General features: G+C 71.0%; 18 protein-coding genes, 1 rRNA gene, 1 pseudogene and 1 riboswitch. Of the genes and pseudogenes, 5 read left to right on the top strand and 15 right to left on the bottom strand.

Features of this window, described 5'->3' with window-relative positions; genetic code table 11:
* Positions 1 to 158 (top strand): annotated as a pseudogene (locus MRBLMG1_RS33390) (ABC transporter permease); the annotation flags it as partial.
* Between the two features lie 116 nt (positions 159 to 274).
* Here MRBLMG1_RS33390 and MRBLMG1_RS33385 read toward each other — a convergent pair.
* Positions 275 to 646 (bottom strand): hypothetical protein, encoded by a 372-nt coding sequence (locus MRBLMG1_RS33385; protein ID WP_367827887.1) that lies wholly within the window; start codon positions 644 to 646, stop codon positions 275 to 277.
* Positions 647 to 798: 152 nt separating this feature from the next.
* Here MRBLMG1_RS33385 and MRBLMG1_RS33380 point away from each other — a divergent pair, with 152 nt between their 5' ends.
* Complete coding sequence (locus tag MRBLMG1_RS33380; protein WP_367827886.1) at positions 799 to 1,608, top strand: PhzF family phenazine biosynthesis protein; 810 nt, start codon at positions 799 to 801, stop codon at positions 1,606 to 1,608.
* Between the two features lie 149 nt (positions 1,609 to 1,757).
* Here the strand turns inward: MRBLMG1_RS33380 and MRBLMG1_RS33375 are convergent, their stop codons facing one another.
* Positions 1,758 to 2,540: a CPBP family intramembrane glutamic endopeptidase gene (locus tag MRBLMG1_RS33375; RefSeq protein WP_367827885.1), complete on the bottom strand. Its 783-nt coding sequence runs from the start codon at positions 2,538 to 2,540 to the stop codon at positions 1,758 to 1,760.
* A 180-nt stretch (positions 2,541 to 2,720) separates the two neighbouring features.
* Positions 2,721 to 4,220 carry a glutamate--cysteine ligase gene (locus MRBLMG1_RS33370; protein ID WP_367827884.1) on the bottom strand — a complete coding sequence of 500 codons (1,500 nt, stop codon included), beginning with the start codon at positions 4,218 to 4,220 and terminating at the stop codon, positions 2,721 to 2,723.
* Positions 4,221 to 4,711: 491 nt separating this feature from the next.
* On the opposite strand from MRBLMG1_RS33370, the gene MRBLMG1_RS33365 reads away from it, so the two are divergent.
* Positions 4,712 to 5,302 (top strand): hypothetical protein, encoded by a 591-nt coding sequence (locus tag MRBLMG1_RS33365; protein WP_367827883.1) that lies wholly within the window; start codon positions 4,712 to 4,714, stop codon positions 5,300 to 5,302.
* A gap of 332 nt (positions 5,303 to 5,634) precedes the next feature.
* Positions 5,635 to 5,841 carry a DUF5999 family protein gene (locus tag MRBLMG1_RS33360; RefSeq protein ID WP_367827882.1) on the top strand — a complete coding sequence of 69 codons (207 nt, stop codon included), beginning with the start codon at positions 5,635 to 5,637 and terminating at the stop codon, positions 5,839 to 5,841.
* Positions 5,842 to 5,920: 79 nt separating this feature from the next.
* Here the strand turns inward: MRBLMG1_RS33360 and gcvP are convergent, their stop codons facing one another.
* Complete coding sequence (gene gcvP, locus MRBLMG1_RS33355; protein ID WP_367827881.1) at positions 5,921 to 8,806, bottom strand: aminomethyl-transferring glycine dehydrogenase; 2,886 nt, start codon at positions 8,804 to 8,806, stop codon at positions 5,921 to 5,923.
* 179 nt (positions 8,807 to 8,985) lie between these two features.
* A riboswitch (glycine riboswitch) is annotated at positions 8,986 to 9,085 on the bottom strand.
* A 113-nt stretch (positions 9,086 to 9,198) separates the two neighbouring features.
* Here gcvP and MRBLMG1_RS33350 point away from each other — a divergent pair.
* Entirely contained in the window at positions 9,199 to 9,573 is a 375-nt protein-coding gene (locus tag MRBLMG1_RS33350) for a PRC-barrel domain-containing protein (RefSeq protein WP_367827880.1), read from the top strand.
* Positions 9,574 to 9,973: 400 nt separating this feature from the next.
* On the opposite strand, the gene MRBLMG1_RS33345 is transcribed toward MRBLMG1_RS33350, so the two are convergent.
* The 11 genes from MRBLMG1_RS33345 to rrf all read right to left on the bottom strand — a co-directional run.
* Positions 9,974 to 11,398, bottom strand: coding sequence for a DNA polymerase IV (locus tag MRBLMG1_RS33345; protein ID WP_367827879.1), 1,425 nt, complete (start codon positions 11,396 to 11,398; stop codon positions 9,974 to 9,976).
* Between the two features lie 75 nt (positions 11,399 to 11,473).
* A complete protein-coding gene (locus MRBLMG1_RS33340) occupies positions 11,474 to 12,091 on the bottom strand; it encodes a MerR family transcriptional regulator (protein ID WP_367827878.1) in 618 nt (205 codons plus the stop codon).
* A 192-nt stretch (positions 12,092 to 12,283) separates the two neighbouring features.
* Positions 12,284 to 12,757 (bottom strand): bifunctional nuclease family protein, encoded by a 474-nt coding sequence (locus MRBLMG1_RS33335; protein ID WP_367827877.1) that lies wholly within the window; start codon positions 12,755 to 12,757, stop codon positions 12,284 to 12,286.
* A gap of 53 nt (positions 12,758 to 12,810) precedes the next feature.
* Positions 12,811 to 13,554 carry a MerR family transcriptional regulator gene (locus MRBLMG1_RS33330; RefSeq protein WP_367827876.1) on the bottom strand — a complete coding sequence of 248 codons (744 nt, stop codon included), beginning with the start codon at positions 13,552 to 13,554 and terminating at the stop codon, positions 12,811 to 12,813.
* Between the two features lie 30 nt (positions 13,555 to 13,584).
* Positions 13,585 to 14,517, bottom strand: a complete 933-nt coding sequence (locus tag MRBLMG1_RS33325; protein ID WP_367827888.1) for an FHA domain-containing protein — start codon at positions 14,515 to 14,517, stop codon at positions 13,585 to 13,587.
* Positions 14,518 to 14,596: 79 nt separating this feature from the next.
* Positions 14,597 to 15,550 carry a DUF881 domain-containing protein gene (locus tag MRBLMG1_RS33320; protein WP_414721695.1) on the bottom strand — a complete coding sequence of 318 codons (954 nt, stop codon included), beginning with the start codon at positions 15,548 to 15,550 and terminating at the stop codon, positions 14,597 to 14,599.
* Between the two features lie 5 nt (positions 15,551 to 15,555).
* Positions 15,556 to 15,888 (bottom strand): small basic family protein, encoded by a 333-nt coding sequence (locus tag MRBLMG1_RS33315; RefSeq protein WP_015032176.1) that lies wholly within the window; start codon positions 15,886 to 15,888, stop codon positions 15,556 to 15,558.
* Positions 15,885 to 16,814 (bottom strand): DUF881 domain-containing protein, encoded by a 930-nt coding sequence (locus tag MRBLMG1_RS33310; RefSeq protein ID WP_367827874.1) that lies wholly within the window; start codon positions 16,812 to 16,814, stop codon positions 15,885 to 15,887. The genes MRBLMG1_RS33315 and MRBLMG1_RS33310 overlap by 4 nt, the downstream gene beginning before the upstream one ends.
* A 100-nt stretch (positions 16,815 to 16,914) precedes the next feature.
* Positions 16,915 to 19,410, bottom strand: coding sequence for a sugar phosphate nucleotidyltransferase (locus tag MRBLMG1_RS33305; RefSeq protein WP_367827873.1), 2,496 nt, complete (start codon positions 19,408 to 19,410; stop codon positions 16,915 to 16,917).
* Positions 19,411 to 19,526: 116 nt separating this feature from the next.
* Positions 19,527 to 20,135 carry a CDP-alcohol phosphatidyltransferase family protein gene (locus MRBLMG1_RS33300; RefSeq protein ID WP_367827872.1) on the bottom strand — a complete coding sequence of 203 codons (609 nt, stop codon included), beginning with the start codon at positions 20,133 to 20,135 and terminating at the stop codon, positions 19,527 to 19,529.
* 147 nt (positions 20,136 to 20,282) lie between these two features.
* Positions 20,283 to 20,355 (bottom strand): 5S ribosomal RNA (gene rrf, locus MRBLMG1_RS37485); the annotation flags it as partial.

The following is a 20,355-nucleotide window of genomic DNA, read 5'->3' as shown; positions in this document are numbered from 1 at the left end:
AGTACCAGCCCTTCACCCCCGCCATCGAGACCCTCCGCGGCCTCCTCCTCGGCACCGAGATCGGCAACAACGGCTGGATCGCCGTCGCCTGGTGCCTCGCCCTCACCGTCCTCGGCTACCTCTGGTCCAAGTCGGTCTTCGACCGCGACCCGAAGTGACCCGGCAGGCGCCCCACCCGAACCCGAACCGGAGCCCGCAGGTCTGAACCGCCTCCGGGAACCAGCCCACCCACACCCTCACCACCCCCAGGGCGGCGTACACCGACAACCGTCGGCTACGCCGCCCCTGCGGCGTCCACCCCGTCGCTCCCCCTCCGCCGGGCACGAGCCCCCCGCACCGCCCGCACCACCCTGGTCGTCCCGTACCCCAGCACCCACGGCAGCACCGTGATGCCCAGGACGTACAGGACGAGGTAGCCGATGAAGTCGTCGGTGCGCGTCGGCTGGCTCCAGGGCAGCAGCAGGGCGACGAAGGAGACCCCGACGGGCACGAGCGGCAACAGCACCGACCACACCCTCGCGCGCCAGTCGGGCCGCAGGGCGCAGCACACCCCCATGCCGCCCATGATGAACGGCCCGAAGGGAACCCACAGCAGCACGGGGACGAACAGCAGCGCCCACCAGTCGTCCGCATACCCGACCATCATCGAAGCCCCCCTGTGACCGTGCGCCGAACCTCCGGCGCGAGCCCCGGAGCGTGGGCACACGCTCCTTCGTCCCGAGACGCCGGGCGGAGCCGGTCCAGTTCTCGGCGATTGGCCTTGGCCTACCGATTTCCGGCCCTTGTACGGTCGGTGGCATGCGCATCCGAATCGTCGACGCCTTCACCGACCGGCCGTTCTCCGGCAACCCCGCCGGAGTCCTGCTCCTGGACTCCTTCCCGGACGACACCTGGCTCCAGCAGGTCGCCGCGGAGGTCAACCTCTCCGAGACGGCCTTCGCCCACCCGCTTCCGGCCGGCGGGGACGCGGACTGGGCCCTGCGCTGGTTCACCCCCACCACCGAGGTCGACATGTGCGGCCACGCGACGCTGGCCACGGCCCACGTCCTGCACACCACCGGGAAGGCGAGCGGAACCGTCCGCTTCGCGACCCGCTCCGGTGTCCTCGGCGCCACCGCCGCGGCGGACGGCACGATCACGATGGACTTCCCGACGTCGTCCCTGACGCCCGTCCCCGTACCCGACGGCCTGGCGAAGGCCCTCGGTGCCGAGATCGTCGCCGTCCACGACACCGCCGCCCACATCGGCGACCTGGTCGTCGAGCTGCGCGACGAGGCCACGGTCCGCTCCCTGACCCCGGACTTCGCCGCCCTCGCGGCGCTCTCCTCGCGGGGCGTCATCGCCACCGCCGCCGCCGAACGCCCGGACGGCGGCTACGACTTCGTCTCCCGCGGCTTCTTCCCCGCCGTCGGCATCGACGAGGACCCGGTGACCGGCAGCGCCCACACGGCCCTCGCCCCCTACTGGTCGGCCCGGTTCGGCCGCGAGGACCTCACCGGATTCCAGGGCGGCGCCCGTACCGGTCTCGTCCACACCCGCCTGCGCGGTGAGCGCACCCTGCTGACCGGCCGAGCCGTGACGGTCATCGACGGCGACCTGCACGCCTGACGTACGGAACCGGCAGAGGGGCGTACCGCCGATCCGGCCGTACGCCCCTCTGCTCACATCCCCTCCCCCAAGGCACGCCCCGGCCTCGCACCCCGGCTCCGGCCACCCGGTCGCGCAGGGCACCCGGGCCGCGGCCACCCGGCCCCCGGTCACCCGGTCGGCAGCCACCCCACCTTGCCGGCCAGCAGCCCGTACCCGACGAAAGCCACGATGTCGAGCAGCGCGTGTGCCACGACCAGCGGCCCGACCCGGCCCCAGCGGCGGTAGAGGAGGACGAACACCACGCCCATCACCACGTTGCCGAGGAAGCCGCCGATCCCCTGGTAGAGGTGGTACGAGCCGCGCAGCACCGCACTCGCCACCAGTGCGGCCATCGGGGTCCACCCCAACTGGCCGAGCCTGCGCAGCAGGTACCCGACGACGATGACCTCCTCCAGGACGGAGTTCTGAATCGCCGAGAGGATCAGTACCGGGTACTTCCACCACACCTCGGGCAGCGACTCCGGCACCACGGTCAGGTTGAACCCCGAGGCCCGCGCGGCCAGGTAGAAGGCGAGGCCCGCGCTCCCGATCCCCGCGGCGACCAGGGCCCCGCGGCCGAGGTCGGGCCACGGCCGGGTCCGGTCGAAGCCGATGGCCCGCATGCCGGCGCCCTCGCGCATCAGCAGGTGGGCCACGAGGACGACCGGCACGAGCGCCGTGGCGATGCCGAAGAGCTGCCAGGACAGGTCGAGCCACGGCCGCCCCGGCGCGTACGAACCGTTGAGGGTCGCCGCCTGCTCCTTCAGCGCGCCCGGCTTGGTCAGGGAGCCGATGAAGCTGATCAGCGACGACACCGCGCTCGCGCCGAGCGAGAGCGCCAGCACGATCAGCGTCTCGGAGCGCAGCACCCTGCGCGGCAGGCCGCCCGGCGGCAGGGAAGCGTCCCTCACGTATTGCTCCGACACCACACCTGTCTCCACTTCCCGTCGCGGGCGCACGCCGATCCGGCGGCCTCGGCCGGACGGATCGGTCCCGGTCCGGACGCGACCACCTTGACATGATCACCCATGCTCCGCCGGAAAGCCCGAGGGGGCGGACGGGTCTCGCGGAGGGGGAGGGCGCCGTCGGCGTCAGTCGATGCCCACGGGCCAGGTGTGCACGGGCTCGCCCTCGTGCATGAGCGTCCGGTAGCGCCGGGTGGTCGCCGCGAGCGCGGCCTCGCGGTCGAGGCCCGATTCCAGGGCCAGGTGGAAGGTGTCGGCCTGCCAGGACGCGCCGTTCACCCGTCGCAGACAGCGCTGCTCGATGATCCCGAGGTAGTGGTCGCGGTCCGCGGGCTCGATGTGCCAGGCGTCGAGCCCCGCCGCGGCCAGCGGCAGCAGCTCGTCGAGGACGAGCCGTACGGCGGGCAGGGTGGCGATCCCGCCCGCGCGGCCGGACCGGGGCCAGCGCAGTTCCGCCTCGATGCCGTGGCGGCAGGCCGCGTCGAAGTTGGCCTCGGCGTCCTGGAACGCCATCCGCTTCCACACCGGCCGGGGGTCGTCGGCGAGCGAGCGCACGAGGCCGTAGTAGAAGGCGGCGTTGGCGATCACGTCGGCGACGGTCGGGCCCGCCGGCAGGACGCGGTTCTCGACGCGCAGGTGCGGCACGCCGTCGACCCAGCCGTACACCGGCCGGTTCCAGCGGTAGATCGTGCCGTTGTGCAGGACGAGTTCCTGGAGGCGCGGCACCCCGCCCCCGTCGAGGACGAGGAGCGGTTCCTCCTCGTCGCAGAGGGGCAGCAGGGCGGGGAAGTAGCGGACGTTCTCCTCGAAGAGGTCGTACACCGAGTCCACCCACCGCTCCCCGAACCAGGTGCGCGGCCGGACGCCCTGGGACTGGAGCTCGGGCGGCCGGGTGTCGGTGGCCTGCAGGAAGAGCGGTGGCCGGGACTCGCGCCACAGCTCGCGGCCGAAGACGAAGGGCGCGTTGGCGCCGAGCGCGATCTGGACGCCCGACACCGCCTGCGCCGCGTTCCACACGGCGGCGAACCGGGCGGGCGTCACCTGGAGGTGGAGCTGCACCGAGGTGCAGGCCGCTTCCGGCACGATCGACTCCGAGGTGCAGAGGAGGCGTTCGACGCCGTGGATGTCCAGCGTGAAGTCCTCGCCGCGGGCGGCGAGGATCTGGTCGTTGAGGAGCGTGTAGCGGTCGGCGGCCGACAGGTTCTCGAAGACGAGGTCGCTCTGCGCGAGCGTGGGCAGTATGCCGATCATGACGACGCCCGCGTCGAGTTCGGCGGCCTTGCGGTCGGCATATCCGAGGCCGGTGCCGATCTCTTCCGCGAGCCGGTCGAATACGCGCCCGCCCAGCTGGTGGGGGGCGATGTTCACTTCGAGGTTGAACAATCCGAGTTCGGTCTGGAAATCGGCGCTCGCGATCTTTTCCAGAACGGGTGCGTTCAGCATGCGGGGCAGTCCGTCGGGACCGGCGAGATTGAGTTCGATCTCCACGCCCATGAGATTGCGCGGGCGGTCGAACCTCTTCTCCGCCAGCAGTCTCGCGAGTCCCGCCAGGCACTGCTGGAGCTTTCTCCGGTACTGCTGCCGGTCGGACGGGCCGAACCCGTCGGCCACGACCTTCTCCCCCATCGAAGCGTCCCTCCCCGAGCGGGCAGCCGCCGTCGACGGCCGCGTGTCACGGACGATGATGCCCACCCCGCTGATCCACAACGCCTGCGGAAGTGAGCCGTCGGACGATAGGCTGGACCGAGTGCTCCACCGGCACATCCCGAGGTCATGGAACAATCGACATATACCAATGTCCTATTGCCGGGTTTCTCGAAGTCGGACGGGGTCGGAATTCGGCCGTCCGATGCCGCGCGGGAATCGCAGGTGAGAGCGCCGGGAAGGTCACGATTCCGCTTCAACTCGCCTTGAATACGGCCTGATGACGCCTTGTCAGGAATATCGGCGACGTCTAGCGGAAACACTGTGTGAACACGTGTCGTATAAACTCCGCGGACGAGGCAGAGTGTTGGCGCCCGGCCATGGCCTCATGGCCCCTCTCTGGCCCCGCCGCCGACAGCGCCGTCGTACCTGCCCACGCATCACCGTGTCTCCTGAGTGAGAGGCGACCCACCATGCTCCGACCCTCCCCGGCCCCTGCGCCGGCCCTCCGCAGTGTCCTCGCGGCCCTCGGCTCACCGACCGCCGTCCGCGAGGCCCGAACGCCCGCCCTCCGGGCCGCGCAGGGACCACTGAGCCCCGAACACCCGCTGCCCGTGCACGTCCTCGGCGTCACCGGGGCACCCGGGACCGCGCCCCGCACCCGGCTCGCCGGCTGGCGTTTCCTGATCCGGCACGGGGACCGGGCGATCGCCGCCGCGGACACCATGCTCACCCCGGACGGCTGGACGTTCTCGCACTTCTTCGAGGGGCCGTACGTCACCGCCACGGAACGGGCCCTGCTCCAGGCCGAGGCGCTGCCCGTCGCGTACGAGCCGAGGCTGCTCTCCGTACCGGAGCTCTACATGCTGACCCTCTGGCTGCACGCCGGCCCGGACTCCGAAGGCACCGCCGTCGCCCCGGCCGCCGCCGACCTGATGGTGCCGCTCGCCCCCGCACCGCCGGGGATCGCGGCCCACCAGGCCTACCAGGTCGCCGATCTCCTGCCCGTGCTCAGTACGCGTCTCGCGCCGCCGCCCCTCCTGGGCTCGGCGGCGCCCGCCTGATCCACCGCACGCGCCGCCCCGCCCCGTGACCCGGCCGGGTCACGGGGCGCACTGCTGCCCGAGCCGCACGCCCGAACGGAGCGCCCGAACACCCCTCCCGTACGGACTAGCCCGCTCGGACCACCCCGAACCACCCGAAGAGACGGTGCAGTTGACCTGAACCGCCCCTGCGGGTGACGCGTCTTCCCCGGAGAGGACGAGCTGCCGCGAAATACCTGCGGATGACCGTCCGTGGGGCAAGACTGGGATCGGAACCGAACCGACCGACGGGGGCGGCGATGAGCGCGAAGAGCCGCAGGACATCCACTACGACGCAGCGAGAGAACCCACCCATGTGCCAGCACCAGCCTGCCTGTCCGACCGCCGACTCCGCCGACAGGGAGGCGGCCCGACTGATGGCACACCACCCGGAGCAGGGCTGGAGCCTGCTGTGCAACGGCGTCCTGCTCTTCGAGGACACCGGTGAACTGCTGCCGAACGGGCAGATCATCGCCCCCCACCGGGCGCTGACCGCGGGCCAGGTGACCACCGCCGCCTGAGGGGGCGGCGGCACCGTTCGAGGGAGAACGCCGAGGGCCGGCCCGGAGGAGATCCTCCGAACCGGCCCTCGGCTCGTGCTCAGTTGTCGTACTCGTCCATCGGCGGGCACGAGCAGACCAGGTTCCGGTCGCCGAAGGCGCCGTCGATGCGGCGCACCGGCGGCCAGTACTTGTCGGCGGCCGAGACGCCGGCCGGGAAGACGGCCTCGTCACGGGTGTAGGCGTGGTTCCACTCGCCGCCCAGCGCGGCCGCGGTGTGCGGCGCGTTGTGCAGCGGGTTGTCGTCGGCGGGCCACTGGCCCGCGGCGACCTTCTCGATCTCGCCGCGGATCGCGATCATCGTGTCGCAGAAGCGGTCGAGCTCGGTGAGGTCCTCGGACTCGGTCGGCTCGATCATCAGCGTGCCGGCCACCGGGAAGGACATCGTCGGCGCGTGGAAGCCGTAGTCGATGAGGCGCTTCGCGATGTCGTCGACGGTGACGCCGGTCGCCTTCGACAGCGGGCGCAGGTCCACGATGCACTCGTGGGCGACCAGACCGGCCGGGCCGGTGTAGAGCACCGGGAAGTGCGGCTCGAGGCGCTTGGCGATGTAGTTCGCCGCGAGGACCGCGACCTGGGTGGCGCGCTTGAGGCCCTCGCCGCCCATCAGGCGCACGTACGACCACGAGATCGGCAGGATGCCCGCGGAGCCCCACGGGGCGGCCGAGATCGGGCCGACGCCGGTCTCCGGGCCCGCGGTGGGCTGGAGCGGGTGGTTCGGCAGGTACGGGGCGAGGTGGGCGCGGACGCCGACCGGGCCGACGCCGGGGCCGCCGCCGCCGTGCGGGATGCAGAAGGTCTTGTGCAGGTTCAGGTGCGAGACGTCGCCGCCGAACTTGCCCGGCTTGGCCAGACCGACCAGCGCGTTCAGGTTGGCACCGTCGACGTACACCTGGCCGCCGGCCTCGTGGACCTCGGCGCAGATGTCGGCGACGTGCTCCTCGAACACACCGTGCGTGGACGGGTAGGTGATCATCAGCACCGACAGCTCGTCGCGGTACTGCGCGATCTTGGCCCGCAGGTCCTCGACGTCGACCTCGCCGTCGTCGGCGGTCTTCACGACGACGACCTTCATGCCGGCCATCACCGCGGAGGCGGCGTTGGTGCCGTGCGCGGAGGACGGGATGAGGCAGACCGTGCGCTGGAGGTCGCCGTTGGCGCGGTGGTACGCGCGGACGGCGAGCAGGCCGGCCAGCTCGCCCTGCGAACCGGCGTTCGGCTGGATCGACACCTTGTCGTAGCCGGTGACCTCGGCGAGGCGCTCCTCGAGCTCGGTGATGAGCGTGACGTAGCCCTGCGCCTGCTCGATCGGGGCGAAGGGGTGGATCTGGCCGAACTCGGGCCAGGTCACCGGCTCCATCTCGGTCGTGGCGTTCAGCTTCATCGTGCAGGAGCCGAGCGGGATCATGCCGCGGTCCAGCGCGTAGTCGCGGTCCGCGAGCTTGCGCAGGTAGCGCAGCATCGAGGTCTCGGAGCGGTGCGCGTGGAAGACCGGGTGGGTCAGGTACGCGTCGGAGCGCAGCAGCCCGGCGGGCAGCGTGTCCTCGACGACGAGGTCCAGGGCCTCGATGTCGGCGGTGACGCCGAAGGCGCCCCACACGGCGGCGAGCTGCTCGCGCCCGGTGGTCTCGTCGCACGAGATCGACACGAGGTCGCCGTCGACGCGGTGGAGGTTCACGCCGGCCTCGCGGGCGGCGGCGACGACCTCGTCGGCCTTGCCCGGGACGCGGGCGGTGAGGGTGTCGAAGAAGGCGCCCTGGGTGAGCTCGACGCCCCCGGCGGTCAGACCCGCGGCGAGGATGGCGGCGTAGCGGTGCGTGCGCTGCGCGATCTGCTTCAGGCCGTCCGGGCCGTGGTAGACGGCGTACATGCCGGCCATGACGGCGAGCAGCACCTGAGCGGTACAGATGTTGCTGGTGGCCTTCTCGCGGCGGATGTGCTGCTCGCGGGTCTGCAGGGCCAGGCGGTACGCGCGGTTGCCGTCGGCGTCGACGGAGACGCCCACCAGACGGCCGGGCAGGGAGCGGGCGTGCTTGTCCTGGACGGCCATGTAGCCGGCGTGCGGACCGCCGAAGCCCATCGGCACGCCGAAGCGCTGCGTCGTTCCGACGGCGATGTCGGCCCCGAGCTCACCGGGCGAGGTGAGCAGCGTGAGCGCGAGCAGGTCGGCGGCGACGGTCACGATCGCGCCGAGCTCGTGGGCGGCGTCGATCAGCGGCTTGATGTCGCGGACGGCACCGGAGGCGCCCGGGTACTGGAGGAGCACACCGAAGACACCGCGCTCGGCGACCTCGGCGGGGATGCCCTCGCTCAGGTCGGCGACGACGACCTCGACACCGGTCGGCTCGGCGCGGGTCTCGATGACGGCGATCGTCTGCGGCAGGGCGTCGGCGTCGATGAGGAAGACGCCGTTCTTGACCTTGCCGACACGGCGGGACAGCGCCATGGCCTCGGCGGCGGCGGTGCCCTCGTCGAGGAGGGAGGCGCCGGAGGTGGGCAGACCGGTCAGGTCGGCGACCATGGTCTGGAAGTTCAGCAGGGCTTCGAGGCGACCCTGGGAGATCTCCGGCTGGTACGGCGTGTACGCCGTGTACCAGGCCGGGTTCTCCATGACGTTCCGCAGGATGACCGGCGGGGTGAAGGTGCCGTAGTAGCCGAGGCCGATCATCGGGGCTAGGACCTGGTTGCGGTCGGCGAGCGTGCGCAGCTCGGCGAGGACCTCGGCCTCGGTGCGGGCGGCGGGCAGCCCCAGCGCCTCGGCGTTCTTGATCACGTCCGGCACCGCGGCGGCGGTGAGTTCGTCGAGCGAGCCGTAACCGACCTGGGCGAGCATCTTGGCGCGCGCCTCGGCGTCGGGCCCGATGTGCCGCTGCTCGAACGGGATGCCCTGTTCGAGCTCGGAGAGCGGAGTGCGGTTGGCGGTCATGTACGGAGGCCTCCTGGTCGTCACGACCTGCGAGGGGCACCACGGCGCGGGTACCCGGACGGCCTCCCCCTCTGTCATCTCAACCTGAGAGTTTCACCGGCACGCCTGAGGGCACGCCGGCTTTCACCGTCGGTGAGAGCGCGTGCCGCCGGGGGCACCGCTCTGCTTTCCAGAGTGACCTCGTCCGCGCGGTACAGGGGCCTGAGAGATTCCGGGGAGGATTTGCTCCTTCGGCGCCCTCCGGAAGGTTTCTCCGGGGGACTCTCCCGCACAGGGTCGACAGCCACAGCCAGCCTACCAGCGCGGTTGTGGCTTCCTTCGCTCAAGTGGCCGACATCCCAGTTGTGCACTTTCGTAGGGGTGTAGAGCAGTTGCGACCAGTTGGAGGGACCGTGCAGACCGACATCGATCCGCGCAGCCTGATCGGCCGCAAGGCGTTCGACCGGAACGGACACAAGATCGGCACCGTGGACGAGGTGTACCTCGACGACGCGACCGGCATCCCGGAATGGGCCGCCGTCCGCACCGGCCTCTTCAGCAGGGACGCCTTCGTCCCTCTGGAGCCCAGCGATCTCCTCGCCGACGGCCTCCACATCCCCTACGAACGGGCACTCATCAAGGACGCCCCCGACTTCGGCGTAGGCCGCCACCTCTCCCCGGAGCAGGAACTCCAGCTCTATCGCCACTACAGCCTCACCCTGCCCCCGGCGCCCGCCGACTACCCCGACACCGACTTCGGCCGCCTCGCCGGCCAGGACGGCCCCTGACACCAGCCGTCCCGCCCTGAGAGGCCCACGCCCAACCGCACCACCCCGCCCACCCGCTCCCGCCCGCGCAGGCGGCGCGGGTGGGCCCCGCCGCCTCCGCCCGCTACCGGCTACCGCCCGGCGCCAGCGCACGCGTCCCCGCCGTCTCCGCCCGCCGCCCGTTACCGGCCACCGGCCACCGGCCACCGGCCACCGGCCACCGGCCACCGGCCACCGGCCACCGGCTACCGGCTACCGGCTACCGGCGCAGGCTCCCGCCACCGCCCGTCGCCACGCACGCGCCCCCGCCGCCGCCCGCTGCCGGCTGCCGGCTGCCGGCTACCAGCCCGCGCTTCCCGTCATCGCCGCCCGCTACCGGCCCCAGGCGCGCCGCCCCCGCCCCACCCGACCCCAGGCGCCCTCACCCCACCAACGGCAGCGGCTCCCCCTCCTCCAGGTCCGGGTCGTCCACGGCGAACGTCCGGACCCGCCCCGGCGCCGCCGACCCCGGCTCCTCGAACCGGACGGTGACCCGCCCGACCCCACTCCCCTGCACCCACCCGGCTCCGTACACCGCGTGCCGTACGTCACGCCCGGGCGCCCAGTGCCTCTCCACGGGCCCGGCAGGACCTCCCTCAGCCTCGGCGCCCCGCACGTCCCGCACGTCCGCCACAGGGGCCCCAGCGGCCCCGGAGGCGGCCGCAGCCCCTTCCTCCCCCTCCCCCGCATCGGACCCCCCAGCCGGGCCTTCACCCGAACCCGAGGACGCGCCCGCGCCCGCCTGCGCGAACAGGTCCTCCTGCGTGTAGTCAGCGAGCCCGCTCACCCCCACCCCGAGCAGCCGCACGCCCCCGGTCGTGTCCACGGCCTCCAGGAGCCGCCCCACGGCCTCCCGTACGACGCCGGGGTCGTCCGTGGGCCCCCGCAGCGTCTCGGACCGGGTGAGCGTCGAGAAGTCGTACCGCCGCACCTTGAGGACGATGGTCCGCCCCGAGTGCCCGGAAGCCCGCAGCCGCCCCACGCACCGGTCGGCGAGCCGGTCCACCTCGACCCTGATCCGCACCCGGTCGTGCAGGTCCACGTCGAACGTGTCCTCGACCGACACCGACTTCGCGTCCCGCTCGGCCACCACGGGCCGGTCGTCGTACCCCTGGGCCATCCGGTACAGCGAGGCCCCGTGCGCCCGCCCCAGGAGCCGTACGAGCTCGTCCTCGCCGGCCTCCGCGAGATCGGACACGGTGGTCATGCCGGCCCGCCGCAGGTGCTCCCCGGTCGCGGGCCCGACCCCGGGCAGGATGCGCACCGACCGCGGCCCGAGCAGATCCCTCTCGGTGCCGGGCTCGATGAGCACGAGCCCGTTCGGCTTGGCCTCCTCGGACGCGATCTTCGCGATCATCTTCGACCCCGCGAGCCCCACGGACCCCGTCAGCCCCGTCGTCGCCAGGATGTCGACCCGCAGCCTCTCCCCCGCCGCCCGCGCGCTCGCACTGTCGTCGGCGACGCCCCCGGCCTCCAGGTCGACGAACGCCTCGTCCAGGCTGAGCGGCTCCACGAGCGGCGACAGCCGGCCCAGCAGCTCCATCACCTGCTCGCTGATCGACCGGTAGAAGGCGAACCGCGGCACCAGATAGGCGGCGTTCGGCGCGAGCCGCCGCGCCTGCCCCATCGGCATCGCCGAATGCACCCCGAAGCGCCGCGCCTCGTAGGAGGCCGTAGCGACGACGCCCCGCGGCCCGAGACCGCCGACCACGACGGGCTTTCCGCGCAGGCTGGGTTTCGCCGCCTGCTCGGCGGCGGCGAAGAACGCATCCATGTCGAGATGCAGGATCGTCGGCGCGGCTCTCACGGTTCCGATGCTGCCTTACGCCACTGACAACGGCCCCGCACCGCATCGGCGGGGCCGCGACGGCCAGGGGCCCGCTCAGACGGCCTTGTCGCGCCGCCGCCTGGCGAGCTCGTCACCCGGGTTGTTCCCGACGAGCGTCTCGCCCGTGTCGACGCGCTCCCCGTGCAGCTGCGAGAGCGCCGCCTCGACGTCCCGCCACACCACCCCGACGGCGATCCCGAAGACGCCCTGCCCGCCCTGGAGCAGGTCGACGACCTCGTCCGGCGAGGAGCACTCGTAGACCGTGGCCCCGTCGCTCATGAGCGTCATCCGCTCCAGATCGCGGAAGCCACGGGCACGCAGGTGCTGCACCGCGGCCCTGATGTTCTGCAGCGCCACCCCGGTGTCGAGGAAGCGCTTGACGATCTTCAGCACGACGACGTCGCGGAAGCTGTACAGCCGCTGCGTCCCCGACCCGTAGGCGGGCCGCACGCTCGGCTCCACGAGCCCGGTGCGCGCCCAGTAGTCCAACTGCCGATAGGTGATCCCGGCGGCCGCGCAGGCCGTCGGTCCGCGATAGCCGACCGCCTCTTCCGCCGCGCCGGCGTTCGCATCCGTCCCGAAGTCGCCCACACTGCCGTGAAGCGGATACGGACCGCTCTCCCCGGACACCCGTCCGAGCGAGCTACCTGCCGTACCGTCCGCGCTGCTCATCACGCCGACCCTCCGTCCTTGACCTGCCCACACGAAGGTAGGCAGTCACCAGGGGTGCGTCAACGATCGCCACACTCGGCACGCCGAGTGATAATCACCCTGAGAGTGGTTTCCCTAATCTCTCACCGGGGAAAGGCTACTCGAATGCTCTGACGGCACCCCGCGAACGGCCTCCGGCCGCGGCGTCGCGCCTCACTGGCTGTTGGTCCCGAAGTCCTCCGGTGAGATCTGGTCGAGGAACTCGCGGAACTTCTCCACCTCGTCCTCCTGCTCATCCGGAATCGCGATGCCGGCGTCGTCCAGCACACCGTCACTGCCGAAGATCGGCGTACCGGTCCGCAGCGCCAGCGCTATCGCGTCGGACGGGCGCGCGCTCACCTCGACGCCGCTGGCGAAGACCAGCTCGGCGTAGAAGACCCCGTCACGCAGATCCGTGATGCGGACCTGGGTGAGCTCCTGGCCCACGGCCTCCAGCACGTCCTTGAACAGGTCGTGCGTCAGCGGCCGCGGCGGCGCCATCCCCTGCTGGGCGAAGGCGATCGCGGTCGCCTCACCCGGTCCGATCCAGATGGGGAGGTACCGATCGCCTCCCACTTCACGCAGGAGCACGATCGGCTGGTTGGAGGGCATTTCCACCCGGACACCCACAACGTCGAGCTCGTTCACACAGCAACCCTAGGACGTGCCCGACCGGTTTGGATAGTCGGGCCCTCCCGACGTCACTGCGGCCGGATGCCCAGAGCCGTCTGCACCAAGGCCGCGTGCAGCCGTACGGACTGCGCGGCGAGCTCCTGCGCGGTGGCCTCGGCATGGGCCCTGGTCTGCGGATTCCGGTGCCGGCGCAGGGGCGCGACCACCTGTTCGATGAGCCCGGCCTCCCGATCGGCGGCGGCCTTCATCGCCCGCAGATGGCGGGGCTCCAGACCGAATCTCCCCAGATCCGCTACGAGTCTCGCGACCGTCACGCTCTCCGCGTCGTAGCCTCCGCCGTCCGTCTCGGCGATCAGGCCGTACGACTCCCACTCGGCGAGCTCGGTCTCGGTCACCTCGGCCGCGGCGATCAGCTCGGCCCGTCCGATCCGCGCGGCGGTCGGCGGCTCCGCGTCCGGCTCCCAGGCACCCTCGACGAGATCCCGTCGGCGCCCGGGCGCCGGGAGCTTGATCTGCTCCCCGCGGGCGAGGGCGTCGAGGTGCTCACGGATGACCTTCAGCGGAAGGTAGTGGTCCCGCTGCATCCGCAGGATCAGGGCGAGCCGCTCCACGTCCTGCGGGCTGAACTTCCGGTATCCGGAGGCCGTCCGCCGGGGCTCGACCAGCCCCTCGGCCTCCAGGAACCGGATCTTGGAGATCGTCACTTCGGGAAATTCGTCGCGCAGCTGGTTCAGCACCGTGCCGATGCTGACCAGCCGGTCGCCCGCGGTGGCGGTGCCGGATCCGGCACCGCCCGTCGGTGTTCGCAGCATGGACCTTCCCTGAAGGGCTTCTCCGAGGCGTCACACGCCTCGCTGGCTCGAGTAGAAGACCAGCCGGTACTTGCCGATCTGCACCTCGTCGCCGTTGGACAGAACGACCGAGTCGATCGGCTCACGGTTGACGTACGTGCCGTTGAGGCTGCCGACGTCGGCGACGGTGAAGCTGCCGTCCTGCGCCCGGCGGAACTCGACGTGGCGCCTGGAGACCGTGAAGTCGTCCAGGAAGATGTCGCTCTGCGGGTGACGGCCGGCCGTGGTCAGCTCGCCGTCGAGGAGGAAGCGGCTGCCGGAGTTCGGTCCCCGGCGCACCACGAGGAGCGCGGAGCCCAGGGGCAGCGCCTCCACGGCCGCCAGCGCCTCGGGAGAGAGCGACGGCAGCTGCGTCTGGCCGGTGACCTCGGCGTCGTACGCCTCGAGGCCCGAGATGGAGATCGTGGACGTCGTCTCCGACGCGCGCTCGGCGGCGACCCCGCCCCGCAGCGGCGTGCCGCAGTGGGAGCAGAAGCGGCTGTCGGCCGTGTTGCGGTGACCGCACCTCGTACACACCGGCATGGACGCGTCCTCCTGTCGCGGCATTCCCGCGGAGGTCTGTGTCGCATACGGATCGGGGGTAAACCCTCCACCCGTACTTGAGGTTGATGGTTCTCCGAAACCTATGCGGGCAGCCCCGGCGGGGTCAACAGACGACGCGCCCTGAGTGCCCGGAATGTCACCGCCGACCTCATCGCGGAAGAGCGGGCGTTCGCCACCCTGCTCCTCGCCCTGGGCGTGGCGCGGCGCGCGGTGCCGGGCGTTGCCGCCGTCCTCGCGTGCGCTCTTGCCGAACAACTTCGCAAACAACTTCACGGGCGATTCCCCTTGACCGAAACAGACCCGCCCGTGGGGCAGGACGAACCGAGATCCATCACACCTGCCGACCCGGACACCTTCACAACGTCCGCATCCTCCGGACAGTTTCCACCACGCACCACCGTTGTGGTGCGCCGACCCCCCGCAACGCCATGCCCTTGTCGCGGGACCCCCTCGTCCCCTCTCACTGCGAGGACGACTGAGCGTAGTCAGGCCGCTTCGCGGGTCGCAAGGCGTCGACGACGATCTTCGCCGACCGCTCCACCGTGGCCGTGGCCTGCTCCTTCTCCAGGGTCTGCACGACACCGCCGGGAATGTTGAGCGCGGGCTCGAGATCCTCCGGCTTGCCGATGACCTTGAAGACGTACGGAGCACCCACCTTCGTTCCATCAATACGCATGTCTTCACCGCTGCCGGTGAAATAACTGTCCGCGACCACGCGCACACCGTTGACCTGGATCGCCTCGGCACCCGCCGCGCGCAGCTCCTGGATGGCGTCGAGCAGCATGTCCGACTCGACGGCACCGCCGGGGTCGCCCACGGTCAGGGTGATGCCGGGCCCCTGGGCGGCGACCGTTCCGGCCAGGATGCCGAGCTGCTGCTCTTTCTCCTGGGTCTGCTTGCGGGCCTCTTCGGCCTGGTCCGAGCTGGACTCCAGCTCGGAGCGCTGCTTCTCCAGCCGCGCCTGCTCGTCCTCCAGGCGCTGCGTGCGGTCGTCGAGCTCGTCGAGGATCCGCACCAGGTCCTCCTGGCGTGCGCCGCGCAGGGCGCTGTTCTCACTGGTCGACGAGACCTGGATGGCCAGCCCCAGACCGAGGACGAACAGCAGGAGCGCGACGATGAGTTGGGCCCGCGTCACCCGCGGCGGCCACAGCGCGGAGGCCAGCCTCCCGCGCCCGGTCGCCTCTGCCCCGGCCTCCGCCGCCGGCGGCACGGGCACCGGGACGTCGTCACGCACGACGTCGTTCCCTGCGGGACCTTCCGGCACCGCGGACTCGTCCGGCTTCCCGGCGCCCTCGGCCTCCCGCGGCTCCTCCGGCACCCGCCGCTCAGGCGTCCGCGGGCCCTCGGCGCCGCCGGCGCTCTCGGAACTCTCCGGGTTCTCGGAGTTCTCGGAGTTCTGGGGGTTCTCGCTCATCGGCCTCACGCCCGGAAGACGTGGCGCCGAATGGCGGCCGCGTTGGAGAAGATCCGGATGCCGAGCACGACGACCACACCGGTCGACAGCTGCGCGCCCACGCCCAGCTTGTCGCCGAGGAAGACGATCAGCGCGGCCACCACCACGTTGGACAGGAACGACACCACGAAGACCTTGTCGACGAAGATGCCGTCGAGCATGGCCCTCAGGCCGCCGAACACCGCGTCGAGGGCGGCGACCACGGCGATCGGAAGATAGGGCTCGACCACCGCCGGAACCTCGGGTCGGACCAACAGTCCGACCACGACTCCGACGATCAGGCCCAGTACGGCGATCACGATGTGCCCTTCCCTGTGTCGGCCGTGGCCCGACCGGACGGCGTCGCCGCCCCGGCCCCCCTCGGCTCTGCGGTACGTACGGTCAGACTCGGCGCGGCCGGCAGGCTCACATCGCCCTCGGCCGAGATGCCGCTCCTGATCCCGAAGTTCTCCACCAACGCGTGCAGGTACTGCCCGTCGGCACTGTCCTGGAACGCGGTGCTCAGCCGCTGCCCGTCCCCGATCGCGAGCACGGTGTACGGCGGCACCAGCGGCCGGTTGTCGACCAGTATGGCGTCGCCGGCGGCCCTGATCGCGGACAGCGACGTCAGCCGCTGCCCGTTGATCGCGACGGCCTCGGCGCCCGACTCCCACAGCCCGTTGATCACGCGCTGCATGTCCCGGTCGCGCACCCGGCCCGTGTCGGAGAAGCCGCTGCTCTCCCTCGGCCCGCCGCCACCGGCGTCGGTGCCCTTGGCGTCGTCGATCACGAGCTTCACGCCCGGTCCGTGGACCGCGGTCGCTCCCGAGAGCAGTGCCACGAGCTCGGCCTGGTCGCCACCGTGCTGCTGCAGCGCCTGCCGCTGACGGTTCCCGACCTCGCTCCGGATCCGCTCGATGTCCTGCTCCAGCCGATCCGCGGTCGAGGTCTCCGCCTCGATCCGGTCGATCAGCTCCTGCCGCTCCTTGGCGACGACCGGCGCGGAGATCCGCGCCTCGGCCGCGCCGACGGTCACCACGGCGGCCGCGAGCAGGAGGCCGGCCGCGACACCGAGCTTGGCGCGCACGCTACGGGGCATCCCGGTGCCGTCGGCCGCACGCCGGGCCGTCGCCTCGGCGTACCCGTCGTCGAGCGCGTGGTCTATCACGTTGTTCAGCAGCGACATCGACGCGTCCGGGCGCGGCGGCGGTGATCCGGTGCTCCGAACGGGGGGCTGCTGCGACATGCCGCACATCGTCGCACGTCGCACGGCCTACCGCCGAATGCCCCCCGTCCCAGGCCGGGAGACACCCCACGGGCACCTCCCGGCCTGACACGCCGATCCGTCAGCGACCTGCGCTGTCGACCACCTCGGCCCACTCGTCGAGCAGGGCCTGCGCGGAGGCGTCGTCGGGCCCCTCCGCCCACAGATGGGTGACGGCCTCGGCCGGGTCGGGCAGCACCATCACCCAGCGCCCGTCCGCCTCGACCACCCGTACCCCGTCGGTGGTGTCCACGGACCGGCTCCCCGCCGCCTCCACCACCCGGCGCATCACCAGACCCTTCACGGCCCACGGGGTCGCGATGTCCCTCTTGAGGACGTGCGCCCGCGGGATCCGCGCGTCGATCTGGCTCAGCGTGAGCTGTGTCCGCGCCACCAGCCCGATCAGCCGCACGAACGCGGCGGCCCCGTCGAAGACACTGCTGAACTCGGGCACGATGAACCCGCCGCGCCCGTCACCGCCGAAGATCGTCGACTCCTCCCGCCCGACTCTCGTGAGGTCGTCCGGCGAGGTCGTCGTCCATTCCACCTGGGTGCCGTGGTAGGCGGCGACCTGCTCCGCGATCCGCGTGGTCGTCACCGGCAGCGCGACCCGCCCCGACCGCCGCTCGGCCGCCACCAGGTCGAGCATCACCAGGAGCGCGCGGTCGTCCTCGATGATCCGCCCCCGCTCGTCCACGAGCGAGAGCCGCTCGCCGACCGGGTCGAACCGCACCCCGAACGCGGCCCGCGCCGACGCCACGATCTCGCCCAGTCGCACGAGCCCGGCCCGCCGGCTCTCGGCCGACTCGGTGGGCCGCGACTCGTCGAGCCCGGGGTTGATCGTCAGCGAGTCGACCTGGAGCCGCCCGAGCAGGCTGGGCAGTACGAGCCCCGCACTCCCGTTGGAGGCGTCCACGACGACCTTCAGCCCCGCCTCGGCGATCCCGGACGTGTCGACGTTCCTCAGCAGCGAGCCGGTGTACGAGTCGAACACGCTCGCCGGGAACGACAGGTCGCCGATCTCCCCGGGGAAGGCCCGCCGGTACTCCTGCCGCGCGAACACCCGGTCGAGCTTCCGCTGCCCGCCCTGCGAGAGGTCCGCACCCCTTTCGTCGAAGAACATGATGTCCACGGAGTCCGGCACTCCGGGCGAGGTCCGCACCATGATCCCGCCGGCGCTTCCCCGCGCGGTCTGCTGTCGCGCCACCGGCAGCGGTACGTTCTCCAGATCCCGTACGTCGATGGCACTGGCCTGCAGCGCCGAGATAACGGCCCGCTTCAGCGCCCGCGCACCCCTGGAGTGGTCGCGCGCGGTGGTGACCGTCGACCCCTTCTTCAGGGTCGTCGCGTACGCTCCCGCCAGCCGCACGGCCAGCTCGGGCGTGATCTCCACGTTCAGGATCCCGGAGACGCCCCGCGCCCCGAAGAGATGGGCCTGTCCCCGGGACTCCCAGATGACCGACGTGTTGACGAAGGCGCCGGCCTCGATCGTCTTGAACGGATACACCCGGACGTTGCCCTGCACGATCGATTCCTCACCGATCAGGCACTCGTCCCCGATGACGGCCCCGTCCTCGATCCGGGCGGCCCGCATGATGTCGGTGTTCTTCCCGATCACACAGCCGCGCAGATTGCTCTGCTGGCCGATGTACACGTTGTCGTGGACGACGGCCTTGTGCAGGAAGGCGCCGCTCTTGACGACGACGTTCGAGCCGATGACGGTGTGCTCGCGGATCTCGGCACCGGCCTCGACCTTGGCGTAGTCACCGATGTACAGCGGCCCGCGAAGCTCGGCGTCGGGATGCACCTCGGCGCCCTCGGAGACCCAGACCCCCGGCGAGATCTCGAAGCCGTCGATGTCGACCTGGACCTTGCCTTCCAGGACGTCCGCCTGGGCCTTCACATAGCTCTCATGGGTGCCGACGTCCTCCCAGTAGCCCTCGGCGACATAGCCGTAGATCGGCTTGCCGTCCTTCATCAGCCGCGGGAAGACATCTCCCGACCAGTCCACCGGAACGTCCGCCTCGACGTAGTCGAAGACCTCGGGCTCCATCACGTAGATACCCGTGTTCACGGTGTCCGAGAAGACCTGCCCCCAGGTGGGTTTCTCCAGGAAGCGCTCGACCTTTCCCTCTTCGTCGACGATCGTGATCCCGAATTCCAGCGGATTCGGCACCCTGGTCAGACAGACCGTGACGAGGGCGCCCTTCTCCTTGTGGAAAGAGATCAGATCGGTCAGGTCGAAGTCGGTGAGCGCGTCACCCGAGATGACGAGGAAAGCGTCGTCCTTCAACGCTTCCTCGGCGTTCTTCACACTTCCCGCTGTACCGAGTGGCTTCTCCTCGTTGGCATACGTGAGCTCCATCCCGAGCTCCTCGCCGTCGCCGAAGTAGTTCCTGACGAGGGAAGCGAGAAACTGCACGGTAACGACGGTCTCGTTGAGACCGTGCCTCTTGAGCAGTCGTAGGACGTGCTCCATGATCGGCCGGTTCACCACCGGCAACAGAGGCTTGGGCATGCTCGAGGTCATAGGGCGAAGGCGTGTTCCTTCGCCACCGGCCATCACGACGGCCTTCATGTCGGAAGCGTCCTCCTTGAAGAGACGACGGTCCTGCCGACTTCACCTGTCCGCTCAGTAGCCCTGGGATGTCCTCGTTGTTGCCGGCGACACTGCTCGACACAGGACGGACGGGCTCAATCGGCCGATGTATCCGCCTTCACGAGTCGACGGACCTGGACCACGTAGAGGATCCCTGCCCACCAATACAGAGTTGTACCCCATCCGGCGAAGGCCCACCCGAAAACTTCAGCGAGTGACGAGAGCCAGCCCGTTCCGTCACTGAGAAGCAGCAACGGGAACGCGTACATCAAGTTGAAAGTGGCAGCTTTGCCGAGGAAGTTCACCTGCGGCGGCGGGTAGCCGTGCCTCCGGAGGATTCCCACCATCACCAGCAACATGGCCTCGCGCGCCAGAAGCGCGGCGGTCAGCCACAGCGGCAGGATCTCGCGCCAGGTGAGTCCCACCAGTGTCGACAGGATGTACAGCCGGTCGGCGGCCGGATCGAGCAGCCGGCCGAGGTTGCTGATCTGGTTCCAGCGCCGCGCGAGCTTGCCGTCGAGATAGTCGCTGACACCACTGAGCATCAGGACGAGGAGCGCCCACCCGTCGCTGTTGGGCCCGCCGAACTCCGGACGGAGAATCAGCCACAGAAACAGCGGCACGCCGGCAAGGCGCGCCATGCTGAGAATGTTGGGGATGGTGAGGACCCGGTCCGTCTGAACGCGAGTCTCCTGGACCTCCACCCGGGGGCCTCCTGCTGGGCTGGTGCCGACATTGCCCCCCGACCTTACCCTCAGCCACCCCCTCACCCCGCACGGGGTCCCTTCCGCCACCACAACGCAAAAATGCCTCAACCCCCGGACAATGTCCGGGGGTTGAGGCTAAAAATTGTTCGGCGGCGTCCTACTCTCCCACAGGGTCCCCCCTGCAGTACCATCGGCGCTGAAAGGCTTAGCTTCCGGG

Source organism: Streptomyces sp. LMG1-1-1.1 (assembly GCF_040815545.1).
Lineage (GTDB): Bacteria > Actinomycetota > Actinomycetes > Streptomycetales > Streptomycetaceae > Streptomyces.
This window is presented reverse-complemented; position numbering and strand designations above follow the sequence as displayed.

Coding starts and splice junctions, on each gene's coding strand:
- MRBLMG1_RS33360 (WP_367827882.1), top strand. CDS start 5,635: ATGTGCCAGCACCAGCCTGCCTGTCCGACCGCCGACTCCGCCGACAGG.
- MRBLMG1_RS33340 (WP_367827878.1), bottom strand. CDS start 12,091: ATGAGCAGCGCGGACGGTACGGCAGGTAGCTCGCTCGGACGGGTGTCC.
- MRBLMG1_RS33380 (WP_367827886.1), top strand. CDS start 799: ATGCGCATCCGAATCGTCGACGCCTTCACCGACCGGCCGTTCTCCGGC.
- gcvP (WP_367827881.1), bottom strand. CDS start 8,806: ATGACCGCCAACCGCACTCCGCTCTCCGAGCTCGAACAGGGCATCCCG.
- MRBLMG1_RS33320 (WP_414721695.1), bottom strand. CDS start 15,550: ATGAGCGAGAACCCCCAGAACTCCGAGAACTCCGAGAACCCGGAGAGT.
- MRBLMG1_RS33365 (WP_367827883.1), top strand. CDS start 4,712: ATGCTCCGACCCTCCCCGGCCCCTGCGCCGGCCCTCCGCAGTGTCCTC.
- MRBLMG1_RS33310 (WP_367827874.1), bottom strand. CDS start 16,814: ATGTCGCAGCAGCCCCCCGTTCGGAGCACCGGATCACCGCCGCCGCGC.
- MRBLMG1_RS33370 (WP_367827884.1), bottom strand. CDS start 4,220: ATGGGGGAGAAGGTCGTGGCCGACGGGTTCGGCCCGTCCGACCGGCAG.
- MRBLMG1_RS33330 (WP_367827876.1), bottom strand. CDS start 13,554: ATGCTGCGAACACCGACGGGCGGTGCCGGATCCGGCACCGCCACCGCG.
- MRBLMG1_RS33305 (WP_367827873.1), bottom strand. CDS start 19,410: ATGAAGGCCGTCGTGATGGCCGGTGGCGAAGGAACACGCCTTCGCCCT.
- MRBLMG1_RS33385 (WP_367827887.1), bottom strand. CDS start 646: ATGATGGTCGGGTATGCGGACGACTGGTGGGCGCTGCTGTTCGTCCCC.